The sequence below is a fragment of the Dokdonia donghaensis DSW-1 genome (assembly GCF_001653755.1).
Lineage (GTDB): Bacteria > Bacteroidota > Bacteroidia > Flavobacteriales > Flavobacteriaceae > Dokdonia > Dokdonia donghaensis.
In genome coordinates, this window is record NZ_CP015125.1 from 698,006 (window position 1) to 718,073 (window position 20,068).

The window sequence follows — 20,068 nt, forward strand, 5'->3', positions numbered from 1 at the left end:
TTTTAGACTATGCAAAGTTTTATAGACGTCGTACTAGAAGAGGAAAGTGTAACAGATACAGATAATCTCATATTTATTTTACCTAGCCGAAGAGCTGGTAATACACTTAGAAAGAAAATAGCTCAGAGAGCACATAAAACTTCATTTGCTCCACAAATTTTCTCAATTGAAGAATTTATATCCCACATAACAGGATTAAAATCTGCGAGCAATGTAGACTTAATATTTAATCTCTTTGAAAGTTATACAGAAGTTGTAGAGAAGGAAAAGCTAGTAAGCTTCCAAACTTTCTGTGGCTGGGCTCAATCTATATTGAGTGACTTTAATGAAATAGATCGGTTTTTGCTGGATCAAAAAAAAGTCTTTAACCACCTTAAAGATATAAAGGAACTATCAGATCATTGGTCTTCATCTACAAATGAGATAGTTGTAAATTATATAGACTTCTGGAACAACTTACTTCAGATTTACACAGTCTTTTGCGAGAAATCACTTAGTATTGATGCTGTCCATCAAGGGTATATTTATAGACAAGCTGTAGAGGTTATAGAGCATTATATATCTTCATCTACTCAGGTAAGACACGTTTTTCTAGGCTTTAATGCGCTTAATACTGCAGAACAACAAATTATACAGGCCATACTAGCCTCAGGAAATTCGGAAATTTATTGGGATACAGAAAAGTCATTTATTAAAAACCCATATCACGAGACTAATCTCTTTATAAAGAAATACAAGCGAGACTGGGCATATTACAGCGCCAATGACTTTTCTTGGAGCTTTGATAATTATAGTACTTCAAAAAATATAAATACTTATGCCTGCTCACAAGATGTCCTACAGGCCAAAACTCTAGGAACTATTCTTGAAAAAACATCTCAAGACGCACTTTCCAAAACTGCTATCATTCTAGGAGACGAGGCATTATTATTACCTGTACTTAACGCACTACCTACACACATCCATAAAGTAAATATTACGATGGGTATTCCAATAGGTAAAACCCCGACAGCTTCATTTTTTGAGCAACTGCTTAGTTTAAAAAAGAATCCACAGACTAATGGGTACTATTACAAGGATGTTTTAAAAGTACTACGCAATCCCATTACTCAGGCATTACTAAAAGAAACAGCCACAACATTACAACAAGAGATTATATCTAAAAACCTCATTTATGTCTCTACAGGCGTATTACTAAATACTGTTAACCAAGAGCACCTAAATATTGCCAAGACCTTATTTCTAGAGTGGAATGATAACCCAAAACTCGCAGTATCAAATTGTCTTCAAATCATTAGTGAGTTAAGAACTATATACGACGAAACTCAAAACAGTTTACAAGTAGAGTATCTCTATGGGTTTTATGTAGCTTTTAATAAGTTAAAAACACTTATGGAAGTAAGAGAGCATATAAGTGATATCTCAACATTTATTCTCTTCTATCGTGATATTATATCTTCAGAAACTATAGATCTTAAAGGTGATCCAGATCAAGGTTTACAAATTATGGGAGTCTTAGAGTCTCGTGTGCTAGATTATGATCACGTAATCCTCACCTCTGTTAACGAGGGAATACTACCTTCTGGTAAGAGCCAAAACTCCTACATACCTTACGATCTTAAAAAGCTATATGATTTACCTACATATTCAGAAAAAGATGCAGTATATGCTTATCACTTTTACCATCTTTTACATAGGGCTTCTACTGTAGATCTATTATATACAACTCATAGTAGCGGACTAGGAAGTAGTGAGCAAAGTCGTTTTATAAGACAGATAGAAGAAGAAGGAATTCATAACCTTACTAAATATACAGTTACACCTGCATCACACAGTACAAGCAAAAAGTCGCAAGTGATAGCAAAAACACCAGAGGTGGTTATAAAATTATCACAGTTTCTCAAAAGAGGCATATCTCCCTCTGCACTTACCACCTATTTACGCAATCCAGTGCTATTTTACGAGCGCTATATTCTCGGTATAGATAGTAGCGATGAGGTAGAAGAAACCGTTGCAGCAAATACAATGGGTACCATAGTACACAACACGCTAGAGGAACTCTATAAACCACACATAGGTATTGTACTTACAGAAGATATTTTAAAAGATCTCATTAAAGGTATTGAGCAAGAGGTACGTAATCAATTCAAATCAGAATACGGTCTCACTCATATACAAGAAGGTAAAAATAAGATCATCTACGCGGTTATATGTCGCTATGTTCACAATTACCTAAAAAGAGAGATATCCTTGCTTAAAAAGGGCGATACTGTCATAATACAAGCGGTAGAAGATGATTTACGTGATATATCCCTCACAGATACTATTACTCTAAGAGGTAAGGTAGATCTTTTAGAACAACGCAACGGTCACCTCAACATTATAGATTATAAAACCGGTAAAGTAACACAAACCGATCTCAACTTAAAGTCTTATGAAGACTTGCTCCTGCCTGAAGGTAAATTTGAAAAAGCATTCCAAGTGCTTATGTATGCATTTATGCTTAACAAAAAGAAGCCTCTTCAGTTTCCCGTAAATGCGGGAATAATATCTTTCAAAAATCTACAGTCAGGCTTTCTACCATTTAAATACAATAGAAACCAAGAGATCACAGCAGACACCCTTTTGGAGTTTGAGGCTGTTTTAAAAAGATTGGTAAAAGAAATATTAGACCCTTCTATTCCCTTTACAGAAAGGTAGTTTACGCTTTCGCGAAAGCGTACTAAAAACATATAAAAAACCCATCAATACGTATTGATGGGTTTTTATTTTTTAAAACGTGGAGAATACCAGATTCGAACTGGTGGCCTTTTGACTGCCAGTCAAACGCTCTAGCCAACTGAGCTAATCCCCCAAAATAAAATTTACTCTTGAACTCTTAAAATGAGTAGTGGTTTAGGTGTAAAGAACTCTTTTTTGAGTACTACATTTTTTTCCCAGAGTTTTTTAAAGAAACCTCTCTTCCTACGCACCACACAAACTATATCTGGGTTTACAGACTGAAAATGTTCAAGTACACCTTGATAGGTAGTTGCGTTTGAGGTGGTCTTATAAGATGCACTCATCTCCTTAAGGTCGTCAGATACGTTTTTCATCTTATCGTCACTCTCTGGTGTCTCAACGTGCAAAAGTTGAATCTCTGTGCCAAAATGCTTTTGCATTTTTTTAAGCGGTTCTAGATGACGTTTTTTATCAAAGTTTCCATTTTTAAAAGCCATAAGTATTTGAGATGGCTGTTTAAAGGTTTCGTTTTCTGGCACTATGAAGGCTGGTATATTAGTACTCTTTACTAGCTTTCCAGTGGTATTACCAAGATAGACCTCGTCACGTACAGAGTTACTGTGCGGTGAGAGTACCATAAGATCTACAGGTACGTGTTTATTAAAACGCTCTACACCATCTACCACTCCACCTTTTATAGGATGTGACACTACAGAGACTCCTTTATGATCTACACTACTTACCACTTTCTCTAGTGTGTTTTCTGTATCTTCTTTAAGAACGGTGTTTAACTTTGAGGCGCTTCCTGCCTTAGAAAATTCTTGAAACACTGAGATAACATACACATTTGCATCTACCTCTTGAGCAAGATCTATTGCATATTGAAGTGTGTTAACCGCACTCTTTGATGAACCTATAGGAACAAGAATATTTTTCATACCGTAATTTGTAATTTTACATAAGATTACAAAAATACTTTTAAACTGTGATTGTAAAGGCAAAAAAAATAGACATCCCAGAGATACTTGCGCTTACTAGAGCGTGCGCAAAATCTATGATTGAAAAAGGCATCTATCAATGGAATGAGCATTATCCTAGTGCCGCCGCTTTTGAGCAAGATATAGACCGTGAGGAACTCTGTGTTTTAAAAAAAGACGGAGCTATCATAGGGACCATCGTGGTATCTATCATTATGGATAAAGAGTATGAAGATGTTGAATGGTTAACTCAATCTCAAGGTAATATCTACATACATAGACTAGCCGTACATCCAGATATGCAGGGTAAGGGTTATGCTAGAAAAATGATGAACTATGCACATCAATTTGCACAACAAGCTGGAGCACCTTCTATACGGCTCGACACCTTCTCGCAAAATAAGCGCAATCAACAATTTTATGAAGCTCGCGGTTATAAAAGACTGGGTAATATCTATTTTCCAAAGCAAAGTAATGATCCCTTCTATTGTTATGAGCGCATTATATAAGATGTATTTTTGTTACTCAATTATTTTAAAGCCTGAGTTATCACTATACTATCCCATAACATAGATATTTCCTTTAAGCGCATACAGCAGCTGGCAGTTCCTGCGCTTATTGCTGGTATTGCAGAGCCTGTACTCTCTAGCACAGACGCTGCAGTAGTAGGCAACATTGCAGAAAATAGTGTGGAGGCACTCGCAGCTGTAGGTATTGTAGGTTCTTTTCTCTCTATGCTTATATGGATACTAGGGCAAACACGTAGCGCCATTTCTGCCATAATATCTCAAAACCTAGGTGCTGGAAAGCTTGAAGATATTAAAGTATTACCTGCACAGGCTATTTACTTTAATATCATTCTATCTATCATTGTTTTAGGGAGTACATACTTCTTTGTAAAAGAGATTTTTATGCTACTTAATGCAAAGGGGTTGGTGTTATCTTTAAGTATAGACTATTATAATATACGCGTGTGGGGTTTCCCGCTTACACTGTTCACCTTTGCCGTGTTTGGAATTTTTAGAGGGTTACAAAATACCTTCTGGCCTATGATTGTGGCTATTATAGGCGCCTCTCTTAACATAGGTCTTGACTTTATGCTCGTATACGGTATAGACGATATTATTGAGCCTATGGGGGTTAAGGGTGCTGCCTGGGCAAGTCTCGCAGCACAGGCTGTAATGGCCATACTAGCGCTAGCGCTTTTACTTATAAAGACAGACGTTTCTCTTAGACTACGATTACCGCTACACCCTGAGATTAAAAGACTTATCTCGATGAGTCTTAACCTCTTTATAAGATCATTTTCTCTCAATGTAGCTCTTGTACTTGCTGTACGTGAGGCGACCGCAATAAGTGATGAGACAGTAGCTGCCCACACCATTGTGGCAAATATATGGCTCTTTACAGCATTCTTTATAGATGGCTATGGAGCGGCTGGCAACCTATTAAGCGGTAGATTGCTAGGCGCAAAAGACTACCCTAACCTCTGGTTACTCACAAAACGAGTTGTAAAATATAACCTGGTTGTTGCTGTTTTCTTGATGATTATCTGCGCCATTCTATACAAACCTATGGGCTTACTCTTTAGTAATGACGATGCAGTACTTATCGTATTTTATGGCGTATTTTTTATGGTGATTGTAATGCAACCTATTAACGCTATTGCCTTTACTTTAGACTCAATTTTTAAGGGTCTAGGAGAAATGGGGTGGTTACGTAACACACTTCTTGTGGCCACATTTTTAGGCTTTGTGCCCGTGCTTTATATAAGTAAATACACGGGGTGGGGTATTTTGGGAATATGGTGTGCCTTTATGGTCTGGATGCTTTTTAGGGCAGGGATGCTCATTTACTTTTACAAGAAAAAGTATTACCGACTAGCCATAAAATAACGTTTCTATAGATATAGGAGTGGTTAAGAGCGCTTTCGCGAAAGCGTACTAAAAACCTATTCCTTTTCTAAAGGTTCCTCTACCTTTTTATCACTGTCTTTTTGAGTGTCAAGCAATGCTTCATCAAAAGGTTTTCCTAAATAAACAATATGGCTCCCCTGGAAAGACTTAACATCAAGCTCTTGTACAAATGACCCTATAATATGTATGGTTCCATCCTTCTGTTTTACAAAAAGAGGAATCATCTCATCATCATCTGTAATAATTTTTGCCACTTTTGAGTACTCTTCTTTTGTAGAAATAGGCACTTCACTTATGGTAGGATACTGCCTTGTGACCTCAGTCATATTTATAAAATCATCTGTTGCAGAGAAGAGACCTTCTTTAGGTAACTGTGCTATGTTGTCCATCTCTCTTTTTGAGATGAGACGGTACGCTCCGTTTTCTCCAAATTGTTTTCTAAAACGGTTTATCGCATACTTATTGATATCGCTATTACCTGTAAGTGACATTAGATATCCTATATCGCTTAGCTCTACGTCATCTGTAAGATCGTCTGAGTAAATATTAGCCTGCATTGCCATAAGCCCTGCCTCTTTTGCGATACGTATGTGGTTTGTGTTGCTATCAAGCAAGACTACGTGGCGTCCATTTTTTTGAAGATACTTAGCAATAAGACGTGGCATTTCTGAGGCACCTACTATAAGTATTCCTTCAGATTTTACTAAAAATACGCCTACTGCCTTAGCAAATAGCCTAGCCGTTGTCGCGTTAAGAAGTACCGTCCCCAGTACAATCATAAATACAAGTGGTGTGATATACTCTGCACCAGGCTCTCCTTTAATAAGAAGTTTTGACCCAAAAAGGGAAGCAATACCTGCCGCTACAATACCGCGTGGACCCACCCAAGAGATAAAAAGCTTTGCATTAGTCTGTAAGTCTGAGCCCCAAGTACTCAAGAAAACCCCTATGGGTCTTACTATAAATACCACAACAAGAAATAATGCCAGTGTCTCCCATCTATATAGTAACTCAAGGTCTACAAGGTTCATATTTGCCGATAGCAAAATAAATAGTACTGATATAAGTAGTACACTAAGTGACTCTTTGAAGTAAAGTAACTCTTTTATATTAGGTAGGTTTATATTACCTAATACCATCCCCATTACAACTACGGCTAGCAGTCCAGACTCGTGAGCAAACTGGTCTGACATCACAAATACACCTAGTACTGCCGCGAGTGTAAAAACATTCATCAAGTAGTGTGGTACTAGCTTTCTTTTTACAATAAACGCTAGCGCGTGTGCAAACGTAAACCCAAAAGTGCTACCAAAAAGTACGATTTTTCCAAACTCAACCAGCGCCGTTTTTGTAAAAGCAGCGCCCTCCCCTACAGATATAAACTCATACATAAGTACCGCCACAAGGGCTCCTATAGGATCTATAAGAATCCCTTCCCATTTAAGAACGGTAGAGATATCACGCTTTACGGGTACATTTCTTAATATAGGTGATATTACTGTGGGTCCGGTTACAATGATTAATCCAGAAAAAAGTAATGATATCTGTAAGCTTAGTCCAAAAATCCAGTAGGCAGCAAGACCAGCTCCTATAAAAGTCACGAGACTTCCTATAGAGATAAGCTTTGTAATTACTGGGCCTACATTTCTTATTTCGTCACGCTTTAAGGTAAGTCCGCCCTCAAAAAGTATAATTGATATCGCTAGCGAGACAAAGTAGTACAGGCTCTCTCCCGGGAATAATCCTTCTTCTCCATTCCAGATAGGTTCTATCCATTTTGTACCATCTTCAGATATAAGTGTAGATACGGGTCCCACAAAAAGACCTATGAGTAGTAGTGGTAAAATGGCAGGTAATTTTAAACGCCAGGCAGCCCATTGTGCAATGATCCCTAAAATTATGATTCCGGCTAGTTCTAACATATGAATTCAGTTTTGATGCGATATTAATGTTTTAAAGCTTTTGGCTCTCGTTGTGAAGTTACAATTCTTTGTTAAAAACTAGTGTGTATAAGGGTTTAAAAACTCTCTTTTTGGTATTTTGCAGAGATTTGTGCGGTGGTTAACACGCTTTTTTTGAGGTGTATTACGCTTTCGCGAAAGCGTAAAAAAACCATTATCATTCTTATTGACACGTTTTTATGAAAATATACCCTATTGAGGCAGGAAATTTTAAACTAGATGGCGGTGCGATGTTTGGCGTGGTACCTAAGTCCATATGGAGTCGTACTAACCCTGCAGATAGTAACAACCTTATAGATATTGCAGCCCGCTGTCTCCTTATAGAAGATGGAGACAAGCTCATCCTTATTGATAATGGTATGGGTGACAAGCAGTCTGAGAAGTTTTATGGATATTACTACAGATGGGGTGATCACTCTATAGATACATCACTGGCCCAGTATGGTTTTCATAGAGATGATATTACAGATGTGTTTATGACACACCTACATTTTGACCACGTAGGTGGCGCCATACAGTGGAACAAAGACCATACGGGTTATGAGCCAGCGTTTAAAAATGCTAAGTTCTGGACTAATGAAAATCACTGGCAGTGGGCTATTGAGCCTAATAATAGAGAGAAGGCGAGTTTCTTAAAAGAAAACCTCATCCCTATGCAAGAAAGTGGCCATTTACATTTTATAGAGCGTGGTGAAAATGCCTTTAAGGAAACAAGCGAACTAGGTTTTGGTATTCTCTTTGCAGATGGTCATACAGAAAAGCAAATGTTACCACATATACAGTATCAAGATAAGACCATCGTTTTTATGGCAGATCTTGTACCTACATTAGGTCATTTACCCGTACCTTATGTGACTGGTTATGATACACGCCCACTTCTATCTATAGATGAAAAAGAACGATTTTTGAAACAAGCGGCAGATAATAATTATTATCTCTGGCTAGAACACGATGCTCACAATGAGCTTGTTACTGTACAACATACCGAAAAAGGTGTGCGTGCAAAAGATATTTTTACCTTTAATGAACTATTTAATTAATAATATGAAGATTCAAACTACAAAATCCTTTCTTCTTGCAGCTACTGCTGCAGCTTTTCTAACAGCCTGTGACACGCCTAGCGCACTCGTTACAGTACCGGTAGAAAATGTAGATAGCAACCCTCTTAAAGTAGCTGCCCTTACAGATGCTCAAGAAAAAGCGTGGAGCTATGCAGACCTTAAAACAGACACCATACCTGGTATGAGTGTAAATCGCACCTATGAAGAAATCATACCTAATAAAACTGGACAGCAAGTTATTGTTGCTGTTATAGATTCTGGTATAGACATAGAGCACGAAGATTTAAAAAATAAAATCTGGACAAACCCTAACGAGATACCGGGCAATGGTAAAGATGATGATAACAACGGGTATGTAGATGATATACACGGATGGAATTTTCTAGGTGATGTAAATGCAGAGCAGCTAGAGTTTGTACGTATTATAAAAAGATACGAGAGCCAGTTTGAAGGTAAAACACTTGCATCTATACCAGCAAACCAAAGAGAAATCTTCCAACAGTATCAAAAAGCAAAAGGCGAGTATGATACAAAAGTAACAGAGGCACAAGCAAATAAAACACGTTACGAGCAAATTTTAGGGCAACTTAAAACATCGCACGCAGCTGTAAAAGCAAAGCTGGGTAAAGAAGAGTATACTGCGGCAGATCTTAAAGCCATTGCAAACCCTACGGCAGAGATGCAGCAGCACGTTGCGTTCTTAACACAGATGTTGAGCTATGCAGACTCTATACCTGAGTTTATTAAAAATATAAGTGATGGTGTAGACTACTTTACAAATCAGCTCGAGGCAAACTACAACAAAACAGCAGATTTTAGAAAAGTACTAGGTGATGATCCTTATGATATCACAGACATAAACTATGGTAATAACAACGTGTACGGGCCAGAACCAGATGGTGCAAAACACGGTACACACGTAGCAGGTATTATTGCTGCAGAGCGCGACAATGGTAAAGGTATAAATGGTGTTGCAAATAAAAACATCAAGATTATGGCGCTACGCGCAGTACCAGATGGTGATGAGTATGATAAAGATATCGCACTAGCTATACGTTATGCGGTAGATAATGGTGCTAAGGTGATCAACACCTCTTTTGGAAAATACTACTCTCAAAATCCAGAGTGGGTTTATGACGCAATAAAATATGCGGCAAAGAAGGATGTACTTATCGTAAATGCTGCGGGTAATGAAGGGATAAGCCTTGATGATCCGGCAAATAGAGTGTACCCTAACGACCAGATAGATAATGTAAATGAGATGAGTGAAACTTTCCTTACTGTAGGAGCACTTAACCTTAAGTATGGTGGTGAGCTTGTAGCAAGCTTCTCAAACTATGGTAAATCTCAAGTAGATGTATTTGCTCCTGGTGTACGTATATACAGTACCACTCCAGAAGATACGTATGAGTTTTTACAAGGTACATCTATGGCATCGCCTAACACGGCTGGTGTTGCAGCAATGCTACGTAGCTATTATCCAAAATTAAGTGCTGCAAACATTAAAAACATCATAATGGCTAGTGGTCTTGCTACCGGTACTCAAGTTATCTTAGGAGGTGATGAGACTAAGAAAGCGCGTTTTAGCGATATTTCAAAATCTGGTGAGATGGTCAATATGTACAATGCTTTTAAACTAGCAGAACTACAAAAATAATTTTAGTAATTTCTAAAAATCCCAAGTTCTTCGATAGTTGAATTTGGGATTTTAACTTTAAATCAATCTATAATGAAAAACGCATATAAATTACTGGTGATGGTATCGTTGTTCGCTTTCGCGAAAGCGTATGCACAAAACAACACCTCATACTGGCAACAACACGTCGACTACGAGATGGAGATCGATATGAATGTAAAAAACTATCAATACGATGGTAAACAGAAGCTGGTGTATACAAACAACTCACCAGAGACACTAGACCGTGTGTATTATCACCTTTACTTTAACGCATTTCAACCAGGGAGTGAGATGGATGTGCGCTCACGCAACATTGCAGACCCAGATGGTCGTGTTAAAGATCGTATAAGCAAGCTAGGGCCAGATGAGATAGGGTTTATAAAAGTAAATAGCCTTACTCAAGATGGTAAAAAATTAAACTATGAGGTAGCCGGTACTGTGCTAGAAGTACAACTTGCTGCGCCTATCGCACCAGGAGCAAGTACAACCTTTAATATGGATTTTAAAGGACAAGTACCTGTACAGATACGCCGTAGTGGTCGTAACAATAAAGAAGGTGTCGCACTATCTATGACACAGTGGTACCCAAAAATGGCCGAATATGATTTTGAAGGCTGGCACGCAGACCCGTACATCGCTCGTGAGTTTCACGGCGTGTGGGGAGACTTTGATGTAAAAATCACAATAGATGAAAACTACACCGTAGGTGGTACAGGGTATTTACAAGATCCAGAAGGTATGGGTCACGGGTATGCCGGCACTTCTATGAAGCCTGGTAAAAACGCAAAGCGTGGTAAATTACAATGGCACTTTAAAGCACCAAATGTACACGACTTCACCTGGGCGGCAGATCCTGAGTATGTACACGATATGATTATGGGAGAAAATGATACAGAGCTACACTTCTTCTATAAAAATAAAGAGTCTATAAAGGCAAACTGGAAAAAACTACAGCCTATGACGGCAGGCCTACTTGCCTTTTATAATAATCACGTAGGCACATACCCTTACAAGCAGTACTCTGTGATACAAGGTGGAGATGGTGGTATGGAGTATGCAATGAGCACACTTATCACGGGTGAGCGCAAGTTTGGAAGCCTTTTTGGTGTGACTGCACACGAGATGGCACATACTTGGTTTCAATTCTTACTAGCTAGTAATGAGGCAAAACACGAGTGGATGGATGAAGGATTTACTTCATATATCTCTGCCCTAGCCGAAAATGAACTTACAGGAGGTGATAACCCTAATCCAGTTGCTGGATCATATAGAGGCTACTACTACCTTGTAAAAAGCGGTAAAGAACAACCTCAAACTACACACGCAGACCGTTACAATGAGAATATGCCTTACAGCATCGCTGCATACAGTAAAGGAGCTGTATTTCTTGCACAACTAGGATACGTTATAGGGGAAGATAATCTTAAGAAAACGCTCAAAAAATACTTTGACGATTTTGCTTTTAAGCACCCTACGCCTAACGATATTAAACGTACGGCAGAGAAGGTTTCTGGTATGGAGTTAGACTGGTATCTTACAGACTGGACACAAACCACAAATACGATAGACTACGGTATCACAAGCGTAGAAGCAGATGGTAACAAAACAAAGGTTACGCTTACGCGAAAAGGGTTAATGCCTATGCCTATAGATCTTTATGTAGATATGGCAGACGGGTCTCAAAAATCATACTATATGCCATTGCGTATGATGCGTGCCGAAAAGCCAAACCCAACGCCAAACATTACTCGTGAGCAACTCGCAGACTGGCCTTGGACAAACCCTACATATACCTTTACGATAGACGCACCTATAAGTAAAGTAAAAATGATGAAGATTGATCCTACGTCAAAAATGGCAGATATAGATCAAACAGATAATGTGTGGGAAAACAAGTAAGATAATCTCACACTAATTATTACACATATTTAAACCAGCTCATTACGAGCTGGTTTTTTTGTTTGAATGCTTTTTTGGATATATATATATATATATATTGCAAGCCTATATCAATCAAATCATCAATTTTAATGTCACTATTTCATTACAACCCTTCTGGGTTTGCTACAATCACAAGGCTAACTACGCCAAAATTTTACAAAACTACCCTTACTTGTTTCTTACTACTATTCACCTTAGTAACAACGATAAATGCCCAAGACACAGATGCACTTCTCGAGAAAGGAATGGTAAAAGCAAACCTGCTTTTTACTCCATCAATTAATTATGAGTATAATGTATATGATGATTTTACTTTAAAGGCAGAGGCGGGAATTACTCCTACGCTTTTTAATATTTTCGGGACTAAAAAAGTTGCCTTTTTTCAAAAATATGAGGTCCAAGGCAAATATTACTATAACCTTAAAAAAAGAGTCTCAAAAGGTAAATCTGTAAGTGGTAATTCTGGAAACTTTGTGGCCGCAGTCTATAATTATCAAAATAAAGAAGCCTTGTTTAGTGAAGCAAGAAGGTCTACAGATTTCTCAACGCTAGGTGGTGTTTGGGGTTTTCAGCGTAGTTATAATTCTGGGCTCAGTTTACTGTTTGAAATAGGCTTTGGCTATGACTTTGCATACCGTTCTAATGGTAGGGATAGTAATGGAAGACCATTTCCTCTCATAGGTTTTGAACTAGGGTGGGTAATTTTTAAACATAACTAATGAAGAAACAGCTTTTATTATTGCTACTCTCGTTTACTTCATTGCTCTCATACGGGCAGATAGATGGTATTAATATCTTCTCATCACTTTCTGGTTTTAGAAATGTAGGTTATGAAGATAACTTATTTACAAATGCAGAAATTGGTGTTGGGTTTTTAAGCAACTCACGATTCTCTCCTGAGATGAGTATAGGATATCTAGGAGCTTCTCCAGACACTCAAATACGTGTTGTTACCAGAGATGGTAGTGCTTTAGAGCAGCAAGTAAAATCACAAGTAAGAGGACTACTATTAAATGCGGGTTTAGTAACTCGGCTCACAAAGAGAGAAAGTATATGGTTATATACACTTACAAATGTTTCCTTCGCCGCAAACACTACATTTAAGTCGCGTCTTTTTGAGGGCGATAATCTTAATAACCTGCCACTAAGAGAAACTATTACAGAACGTGATAACTCGGTCTTTTTTAATATTGGTTTAGGAGTAGAAGGATTTATTGATGAGGATGAAAAATGGTCTGCCTCATTAGTTCTAGTGTATACAACCTTTGATGTATTTAATAACTTTAAAGACTTTAAATTTGAAGATTCTGATACTAACCTAGCGCTCCCTAGCAATGGAGGTTTAGGATTACGGTTTCTTATTCGCTATCATTTGTGATAAACTGGTAGACGTATAGAATATGTGGGAGAACTAATAATAATCTCACATTACTAGTATACTTATTTGAACCAGCTCATTACGAGCTGGTTTTTTTATAAAGACTTTATGATTCATAATCTTCTCATACTATGATAGTTTTATATTTTTAAACGTGAGTAAAGCGTTTATCAATTATAAGTTACTTTTTCTATTTTGCTTGGTGGGGAATTACACCTCAGCACAGACGCTCGAGGGGACTATTTATAATGCAACACAAACATTACCAGGTGTACGTGTAAAAAACCTGTCAAGAAATATACAAACTCAAAGCACAAGTAATGGCTCCTTTACGATTGCCGCAGCAGTAAATGACTCTGTTTCTTTCTATCTCTTTCCGTATGCGCCACAACTCAAGGTGATCACCGCAAAAGATATGACCAGCCCCATAGTCATAGAGTTAAAAGAAGTAAATAATGAACTTGACGAGGTACTCTTACATAATACACCTAAAAAAGAAACCACTTTTAGTGCACCAGCTTATGAGCATACAATCCAGCAGTCTGTACTAGGAGATATTGACAAAAATGGGCATCTCTACGTCCCTCCAGCGTCTACTTACGGAATTAACTTTGTTGCACTATTTAAAAAGGCACGTAAGCTATTTAAGAAAAAGGACGGACGGAGAAATGCAAAAACAACTCCAGCCATTACTTCCTTACAATTAGAAAAACTCTTTGAAGACCATCCTGTCTTTAATAACGACTTTTTATATAACGAGCTGAACCTACCAGAAAATAGTGCTTATTACTTTTTTGACTATTGTGAGTCAAGGCTACTAGACACAAGCCTCCTCAAGCCCGAAAAGAGCTTCTTGCTTATAGATAAACTTATGACACTGAGCGAGGAGTACAAAGAGCTACTTAATAGTGTTAAAGACTAGTTTTAATAAAAACTACCCCTTCCCTATCTCCAGTAAACTATCCCACTGTGTTGTATATCGAGGGCTTCGCTCCTCTTTAATGAGTTCCCATTCCTTATTACTTTTTGAGGTGCCAGATAATCCTGCCGAGACTGTGGACTTACCGTAGCGATTATTTATCGCGTCAAAGGCTTTTATTAGGCGCTTATCTCCCGTCGCTTCTGGCATAAATAGATTGCCTTGTACTTGCTCCTCTGGTATGAGACCTAAAAGATCTACGCCCACTTTTTTATACTTAAATCCCGGCTTATAAATTCGTTTTAAGGCTTTCTTAGCTTCCACGATAAGTATAAATGTATCATTAGTTGGGACGGACAAGGTTACAATGGTCTTATCTGCGTGTTGCACATCATTTGTGCTGTGATAGTTTGTGGTGAGATACACCCGCAGTTGTGTACAGCAACATTTTTGCGAGCGCAGCACCTCGCTTACTTCACTTATATAGTAAGCGCAGGCTTCTTCTATTTGAGGTAGGTTATCCAGTTTTTTACCAAAGGACTTTGCCGTACCTATTGCTTTTTTCTTTCGCGGAAGCGTTTCAAAAGGAATACAAGATTCTCCATTAAGCTCTCGCCACAAGCGCTCCCCTACTACGGTCATTTCTTTACGTACCCACGCCAGTGGTACTTCTGTAAATGCATAAGCTGTAAAGACACCTATATGAGCGAGACGCTCCACGTGCTTTTTACCTAGCCCCCAGATGTCTTTTGTTTCTGCCCAGTTAAGTGCCTCTATGCGTCGCTCCTCGGTATCTATCACATACACGTGGTCAAGGTGTGCTACCTTTTTTGAAATACGGTTTGCAAGTTTTGCCAGTACCTTTGTAGGTGCAATGCCCACTCCTACGGGTATACCAGTGTGCTGTACAATTGTATTTTTAATTTTGTGACCGTAGGCATTAAGATCTAGGTGTGTCATTCCAGAAAGATCTACAAAAGACTCATCTATGCTGTACACCTCAACCGCAGGTGAGAACTCACGCAGTACATTCATCACACGATCAGACATATCTCCGTACAAGGTGTAATTTGATGAGAAAAGCGTGACATCGTTTTGTGCCAGCAAACCTTTAATTTTAAAGAGTGGGTCGCGATATGGGATATGCGTGAGCGCCTTTGCTTCTTTATTTTTGGCTATGATACAGCCATCATTATTACTCAATACAGCGACAGGTCTCCCCTTTAAATCGGGTCTAAATACCTGCTCACAAGAGGCATAAAAGCTATTACAATCTACCATCGCAATCATACCGCCTTATGTATTATGTAGCTTATCATTCCCCAGAGTTCTATAGGTTTTGAAGCATTTATTCTCTGTACATCAAAACCCTCTTCTGTAATGACTAGCGCCAGTTTACCCTCTTTTGGCATTTGTGCTCTGTCTATTATCAAAACATCTTTATCAAGAATGTTATGTGACTTCCAGCTATCACCCTTTACACGTACAAAAAAGGTGGCGTCTCGAGAAGAACTAAGCTCCTTGTTGAGATCTATCATAGGCTCACGGTAATGTGTCGCAGGACTGGGGAAGCCCGTTTGCACAGAGCGATTACCAGAGTAGTCTGTCACGGCACGTTTTACTTTTTGAGGTTCTGTCTTCATAGAATACAAAATTATGGATATTTTCCTATTAAAAGTATTTTTTCCTAATTTTAACGTAGTTTATGGGTGGTTTTTACGCTTTCGCGAAAGCGTATATCTTCTCCATTTTGCTCTCTCAATTCTACTATCTTTGCCAGCAATGGCACACACATACGCAAAAAAAGAGAAGCTAAAATCTAAGAAGCTCATAGAAGCGCTTTTTATAGAGGGAAGGTCTGTCAAGTCTTTTCCGCTGCGGCTCATATATATGGAGACACCGCTCAAGGAAGAAGGCATATCACATCAAGTGAGCGTTTCTGTATCTAAGCGCAATTTTAAACTTGCCGTATCTCGCAATCGTATAAAACGCTTAATGCGGGAGTCATATCGTTTACACAAAGACCAGATTTGTATAAAAGGCACGACCTTTGTGATGCTTATTATCTATACAGGTCGAGAAGAAGTCTCTCAACAACAGCTGCATAAGGCTATGGTCAAACTTATAAAACGATTTAATGATGCGATATCTACTACTACTTAGTTTTCTACTTACAATCGGTTGTGATAAAAATTCTGATGGGCTTAATAATGATCTCATAGCGGCAGATGCTGGGTATGCACCAGAAATGCTAGAAGAAATGGTTATTATGGAGGTTAATAGCCCTCAAAAATCTACACCTTCTAAAATAATTAAAACAGCGTCCATACGTTTTGAAACTAATGATCTCTCCACCACTCACAAACGTATTCTTAAGGCTATCAAAGAGGCACAAGGCTATGTACAAAATGATAATGCAGGCACACACAGCTATGGTCGTACGTATCAAAACCTAACCGTACGTATTCCTACTCGCAACTTTGATATGGCCCTAGAACGCATATCTGAGGGAGTTGCATATTTTGATGAGCGCACAATCTCACAAGAAGATGTAACTGCAGAGTTTATAGATATAGACGCACGCCTTAAAGCAAAGCGTGCGCTAGAAGACCGTTATTTAAATCTTCTTTCAAAAGCAAAAAACGTGAAGGAAATGCTCGAGATAGAACGCGAGCTGTCACAAATACGTGAAGAAATAGAAGCAAAACAAGGAAGACTTAAATACCTACAAAGTCAAGTCTCACTTAGTACGCTTGAGATCGAGTTTTATAAGGATGAAGTCACTACACAGGTTACAAACTCTTATGGTAGTAAGATGGTTAATGCACTTAAAAGTGGTTGGAATGGAGTTTCGGTTTTCTTTTTAGGTTTGTTGCATCTCTGGCCTTTTCTTATCTTGTTAGGTATAGGCGCATTTTTTATGCGCAGATGGATTAAAAAAAATAAAAAGTAGATAATTACGCTTTCGCGAAAGCGTTATACGCACAACTATAGTCTCTTGCAGACATCTTGTATTATGAAAAAGAAAATATTCATTCCCATTATTGCTGTTGTTATAGGTATCAGTACGGTAAGTTTTAAAAGCGATTTTTTTGAAATCGCAAAGCAAATCGAAATTTTTACAGAGCTCTTTAAGGAGCTTAATATGAATTATGTAGATGAAACAAACCCTGCAGAGCTTATGGATAGTGCCATAGAGGGTATGCTTGCAGATCTTGATCCCTATACAAAGTACTGGACCGAGCAAGAGGTAGAAGATGCAAAAATTAACCGCTCTGGAGACTACTCTGGTATAGGTGCCACCGTGCGCAATCAAGACGGAAAAATGACCATTACAGAACCGCGCAAAGGCTACCCGGCAGATAAAGCAGGTCTTAAAGCAGGTGATGAGATTATAAAAATAGGTGACATTACCGTGGCAGATGTAGATGGTGATGCTGGTGATTTACTTAAAGGAGCACCAAACAGTGAGGTAGTCATCACCTACAAGCGCCAAGGAAAAACGGATAAAGCCACTATAAAACGCTCTGCGGTAGAGATAGATGCAGTCCCGTTTTCAAAACTCATAAATGGTGATACTGGGTACATCGTGCTTACAAAGTTTAATAAAAAAGCATCTAGCCAAGTAAAAGAGGCACTTGTGAGTCTTAAAACAGATGGTGCTACAAAGATTATACTTGACCTACGTGGTAACGGTGGTGGCTTGCTTAGTGAGGCTATAAATATTTGTAATCTATTTTTACCTAAAGGATCTCTCATTACAACCACAAAGTCTGTAGTAAAAAAATACAATAAGACCTATACTACTTCACAAGAACCGGTAGATACAGAGATACCACTCGTGGTTCTTGTAAATGGTAGGTCTGCCTCTGCCTCAGAGATTGTTTCTGGAGGGTTACAAGATTATGATAGAGCGGTTATAGTGGGAGCTAGAACTTTTGGTAAAGGACTAGTACAACGTCCTAAACCACTTACCTATGGTACCTCTGTAAAAATCACCATATCTCGCTACTACACGCCTTCTGGTCGCTGTATACAAGCCCTAGATTACTGGAACCGTGATGAAAACGGAAACGCCGTACGTACTGATGCTGCAGACTATAATGAGTTTAAAACTAAAAACGGTCGTAAGGTACTAGACGGTGGAGGTGTACTACCAGATATACAAGTAAACTCTGCAAAGTTGAGCCCAGTAACTACTGCTCTTCTCAAGGATAATGCAATTTTTGAATATGCTACAGATTACTATTATAATCACCAGTATAGTGATCTAAGTGAGTTCACGTGGTCACAAACAGATTTTGCAGACTTTAAATCATTTTTAAATCGTACAGGTTTTAAGTATGAAACCGGTACAGAAAAAGCATTTGCAAAAGCACTAGAACAAGCAGATAAGGATGATCTTAAAACAGAAGTATCGGCGGCTTACAATCAACTTAATAATGCGATAACGCTGGCAAAAGAAAAATCTATAGATGAACGTCAAGATGAGATTGAAAATCTACTCATAGATGAGATTGTAAAGAGATACTTTTATCGAGATGGTCTTTATGAGTACCAGATTATAAATAATGTAGAGGTTAAGGAAGCGCTAGCAGTCCTAGCAGATAAAAATCGCTATAATAAGATTTTAAATAATTAAAAGGATTGCGCTACATATAGCCACTCTCCTATTATGTGCAACATCTTTTGCTCAGGTAGATAAAACACACGAAACCTTTTTTGAGACAGATAAATATGATCTCGTTGCTATAGAAAATGCAAAACTAGAACGCTTTATAGGCTCGCTACCTCTAGATAAGATAGAAGATATCTCTATATATGGCTATTGTGATGATCGCGGTACAGACGCTTATAATAAGTGGCTCTCACAAGAGCGCGCAAATACCATCAAACAAAAATTTGTAGATAGAGGTATTGCAGATAGTATCATAAAAAACTCAGACGGAAAAGGAGAGCTACTTCTCACCAGACTAGATGATGTGGGTAGTGAGGTGCAACGCACCCTTAACCGTAAAGTAGAGATTATCGTTTCTTTATTACAACCTCGCGTAGTTTCAAAAGAGGCCGTTGCCAGAGAGAAAGAACTAGAAGAAACAAAGGATAGCTATAAAACCTTTGAAGATGAGCCTATCATAAAAGGAGACCGTATTCTTTTAAAAAACATTCTTTTTAAAACTAACTATAGCTATATACACGGCAAGTCTCGCAAGGACCTCAACAAGCTAGCCAAATATCTTGCTGCACATCCTGAGATTATTTTTAAGATACAAGGTCACGTGTGTTGTGTAGACCACGGCCGTGATGGTATAGATCTTAAAACAGGAAAACGCAATCTCTCTGAAGCGAGAGCAAAATTTATATACGATTATCTTGCAGACCACGGTGTAGCAAAAAAACGAATGCGCTATCAAGGTTTTGGCAGTAGGTTTCCACTAGGTGGTGACCCTAAAGATGATAAGCGTGTAGAGATTCTCGTTACTTATGTGAAGAAAGTAAAGCCGAAGAAAAAGTAA

General features: G+C 38.3%; 18 protein-coding genes, 1 tRNA gene and 1 pseudogene. 14 read left to right on the top strand and 6 right to left on the bottom strand.

Annotation, left to right across the window (positions count from 1 at the left end; translation table 11 throughout):
• Positions 1–9 precede the first annotated feature (9 nt).
• Entirely contained in the window at positions 10–2,700 is a 2,691-nt protein-coding gene (locus tag I597_RS02935) for a PD-(D/E)XK nuclease family protein (protein ID WP_035326156.1), read from the top strand.
• A gap of 80 nt (positions 2,701–2,780) precedes the next feature.
• Here I597_RS02935 and I597_RS02940 read toward each other — a convergent pair.
• Positions 2,781–2,854 (bottom strand) — tRNA-Ala (locus tag I597_RS02940).
• Between the two features lie 10 nt (positions 2,855–2,864).
• Positions 2,865–3,659, bottom strand: coding sequence for a universal stress protein (locus I597_RS02945; RefSeq protein WP_035328884.1), 795 nt, complete (start codon positions 3,657–3,659; stop codon positions 2,865–2,867).
• Positions 3,660–3,706: 47 nt separating this feature from the next.
• Here I597_RS02945 and I597_RS02950 point away from each other — a divergent pair, with 47 nt between their 5' ends.
• The gene (locus I597_RS02950; protein ID WP_035326158.1) at positions 3,707–4,207 is read left to right on the top strand and encodes a GNAT family N-acetyltransferase; all 501 of its coding nucleotides are present in this window, start codon (positions 3,707–3,709) and stop codon (positions 4,205–4,207) included.
• 20 nt (positions 4,208–4,227) lie between these two features.
• Here the strand turns inward: I597_RS02950 and I597_RS15005 are convergent, their stop codons facing one another.
• A complete protein-coding gene (locus I597_RS15005) occupies positions 4,228–4,374 on the bottom strand; it encodes a hypothetical protein (protein ID WP_236626643.1) in 147 nt (48 codons plus the stop codon).
• Between I597_RS15005 and I597_RS02955 the strand changes: the two genes are divergently transcribed.
• Positions 4,316–5,593: an MATE family efflux transporter gene (locus I597_RS02955; RefSeq protein WP_236626672.1), complete on the top strand. Its 1,278-nt coding sequence runs from the start codon at positions 4,316–4,318 to the stop codon at positions 5,591–5,593. The genes I597_RS15005 and I597_RS02955 overlap by 59 nt on opposite strands.
• A gap of 56 nt (positions 5,594–5,649) precedes the next feature.
• On the opposite strand, the gene I597_RS02960 is transcribed toward I597_RS02955, so the two are convergent.
• On the bottom strand, positions 5,650–7,536 hold the full coding sequence (locus I597_RS02960; protein ID WP_035326162.1) for a cation:proton antiporter: 1,887 nt from the start codon (positions 7,534–7,536) through the stop codon (positions 5,650–5,652).
• Positions 7,537–7,754: 218 nt separating this feature from the next.
• Between I597_RS02960 and I597_RS02965 the strand changes: the two genes are divergently transcribed.
• From I597_RS02965 to I597_RS02990, 6 genes are all read left to right on the top strand, one after another.
• Positions 7,755–8,615, top strand: coding sequence for an MBL fold metallo-hydrolase (locus I597_RS02965; RefSeq protein WP_035326164.1), 861 nt, complete (start codon positions 7,755–7,757; stop codon positions 8,613–8,615).
• Positions 8,599–10,293, top strand: coding sequence for a S8 family peptidase (locus tag I597_RS02970; protein WP_236626644.1), 1,695 nt, complete (start codon positions 8,599–8,601; stop codon positions 10,291–10,293). The genes I597_RS02965 and I597_RS02970 overlap by 17 nt, the downstream gene beginning before the upstream one ends.
• Positions 10,294–10,365: 72 nt before the next feature.
• Positions 10,366–12,213, top strand: coding sequence for a M1 family metallopeptidase (locus tag I597_RS02975; RefSeq protein WP_035326166.1), 1,848 nt, complete (start codon positions 10,366–10,368; stop codon positions 12,211–12,213).
• A 131-nt stretch (positions 12,214–12,344) separates the two neighbouring features.
• On the top strand, positions 12,345–12,974 hold the full coding sequence (locus I597_RS02980) for a DUF3575 domain-containing protein (RefSeq protein ID WP_035326168.1): 630 nt from the start codon (positions 12,345–12,347) through the stop codon (positions 12,972–12,974).
• Positions 12,974–13,633, top strand: coding sequence for a hypothetical protein (locus tag I597_RS02985; protein WP_035326170.1), 660 nt, complete (start codon positions 12,974–12,976; stop codon positions 13,631–13,633). The genes I597_RS02980 and I597_RS02985 overlap by 1 nt, the downstream gene beginning before the upstream one ends.
• Positions 13,634–13,835: 202 nt before the next feature.
• Positions 13,836–14,555, top strand: coding sequence for a peptidase associated/transthyretin-like domain-containing protein (locus tag I597_RS02990; RefSeq protein WP_152594960.1), 720 nt, complete (start codon positions 13,836–13,838; stop codon positions 14,553–14,555).
• A gap of 12 nt (positions 14,556–14,567) precedes the next feature.
• On the opposite strand, the gene I597_RS02995 is transcribed toward I597_RS02990, so the two are convergent.
• Both I597_RS02995 and I597_RS03000 read right to left on the bottom strand, forming a co-directional pair.
• A complete protein-coding gene (locus I597_RS02995; RefSeq protein ID WP_035326171.1) occupies positions 14,568–15,842 on the bottom strand; it encodes a Y-family DNA polymerase in 1,275 nt (424 codons plus the stop codon).
• On the bottom strand, positions 15,839–16,195 hold the full coding sequence (locus I597_RS03000; RefSeq protein WP_035326173.1) for a S24 family peptidase: 357 nt from the start codon (positions 16,193–16,195) through the stop codon (positions 15,839–15,841). The genes I597_RS02995 and I597_RS03000 overlap by 4 nt, the downstream gene beginning before the upstream one ends.
• Before the next feature lie 139 nt (positions 16,196–16,334).
• Here I597_RS03000 and rnpA point away from each other — a divergent pair, with 139 nt between their 5' ends.
• From rnpA to I597_RS15015, 5 genes and pseudogenes are all read left to right on the top strand, one after another.
• Positions 16,335–16,715 carry a ribonuclease P protein component gene (rnpA, locus tag I597_RS03005; RefSeq protein ID WP_035328890.1) on the top strand — a complete coding sequence of 127 codons (381 nt, stop codon included), beginning with the start codon at positions 16,335–16,337 and terminating at the stop codon, positions 16,713–16,715.
• The gene (locus I597_RS03010; RefSeq protein ID WP_052111849.1) at positions 16,690–17,505 is read left to right on the top strand and encodes a DUF4349 domain-containing protein; all 816 of its coding nucleotides are present in this window, start codon (positions 16,690–16,692) and stop codon (positions 17,503–17,505) included. The genes rnpA and I597_RS03010 overlap by 26 nt, the downstream gene beginning before the upstream one ends.
• A gap of 63 nt (positions 17,506–17,568) precedes the next feature.
• Positions 17,569–19,194 (top strand): S41 family peptidase, encoded by a 1,626-nt coding sequence (locus tag I597_RS03015; protein WP_035326177.1) that lies wholly within the window; start codon positions 17,569–17,571, stop codon positions 19,192–19,194.
• Between the two features lie 16 nt (positions 19,195–19,210).
• Positions 19,211–19,495, top strand: a pseudogene (locus I597_RS15140) (OmpA family protein); the annotation flags it as partial.
• A 39-nt stretch (positions 19,496–19,534) separates the two neighbouring features.
• Entirely contained in the window at positions 19,535–20,068 is a 534-nt protein-coding gene (locus tag I597_RS15015) for an OmpA family protein (protein ID WP_236626645.1), read from the top strand.

Excerpts from the sequence above, each read along its gene's own strand:
- I597_RS03015 (WP_035326177.1), top strand. The coding sequence starts at position 17,569 with ATGAAAAAGAAAATATTCATTCCCATTATTGCTGTTGTTATAGGTATC.
- I597_RS02945 (WP_035328884.1), bottom strand. The coding sequence starts at position 3,659 with ATGAAAAATATTCTTGTTCCTATAGGTTCATCAAAGAGTGCGGTTAAC.
- I597_RS02965 (WP_035326164.1), top strand. The coding sequence starts at position 7,755 with ATGAAAATATACCCTATTGAGGCAGGAAATTTTAAACTAGATGGCGGT.
- I597_RS02975 (WP_035326166.1), top strand. The coding sequence starts at position 10,366 with ATGAAAAACGCATATAAATTACTGGTGATGGTATCGTTGTTCGCTTTC.
- rnpA (WP_035328890.1), top strand. The coding sequence starts at position 16,335 with ATGGCACACACATACGCAAAAAAAGAGAAGCTAAAATCTAAGAAGCTC.
- I597_RS03000 (WP_035326173.1), bottom strand. The coding sequence starts at position 16,195 with ATGAAGACAGAACCTCAAAAAGTAAAACGTGCCGTGACAGACTACTCT.
- I597_RS03010 (WP_052111849.1), top strand. The coding sequence starts at position 16,690 with ATGATGCGATATCTACTACTACTTAGTTTTCTACTTACAATCGGTTGT.
- I597_RS02985 (WP_035326170.1), top strand. The coding sequence starts at position 12,974 with ATGAAGAAACAGCTTTTATTATTGCTACTCTCGTTTACTTCATTGCTC.
- I597_RS02995 (WP_035326171.1), bottom strand. The coding sequence starts at position 15,842 with ATGATTGCGATGGTAGATTGTAATAGCTTTTATGCCTCTTGTGAGCAG.
- I597_RS02935 (WP_035326156.1), top strand. The coding sequence starts at position 10 with ATGCAAAGTTTTATAGACGTCGTACTAGAAGAGGAAAGTGTAACAGAT.
- I597_RS02960 (WP_035326162.1), bottom strand. The coding sequence starts at position 7,536 with ATGTTAGAACTAGCCGGAATCATAATTTTAGGGATCATTGCACAATGG.
- I597_RS15005 (WP_236626643.1), bottom strand. The coding sequence starts at position 4,374 with ATGTTGCCTACTACTGCAGCGTCTGTGCTAGAGAGTACAGGCTCTGCA.
- I597_RS02970 (WP_236626644.1), top strand. The coding sequence starts at position 8,599 with ATGAACTATTTAATTAATAATATGAAGATTCAAACTACAAAATCCTTT.
- I597_RS02980 (WP_035326168.1), top strand. The coding sequence starts at position 12,345 with ATGTCACTATTTCATTACAACCCTTCTGGGTTTGCTACAATCACAAGG.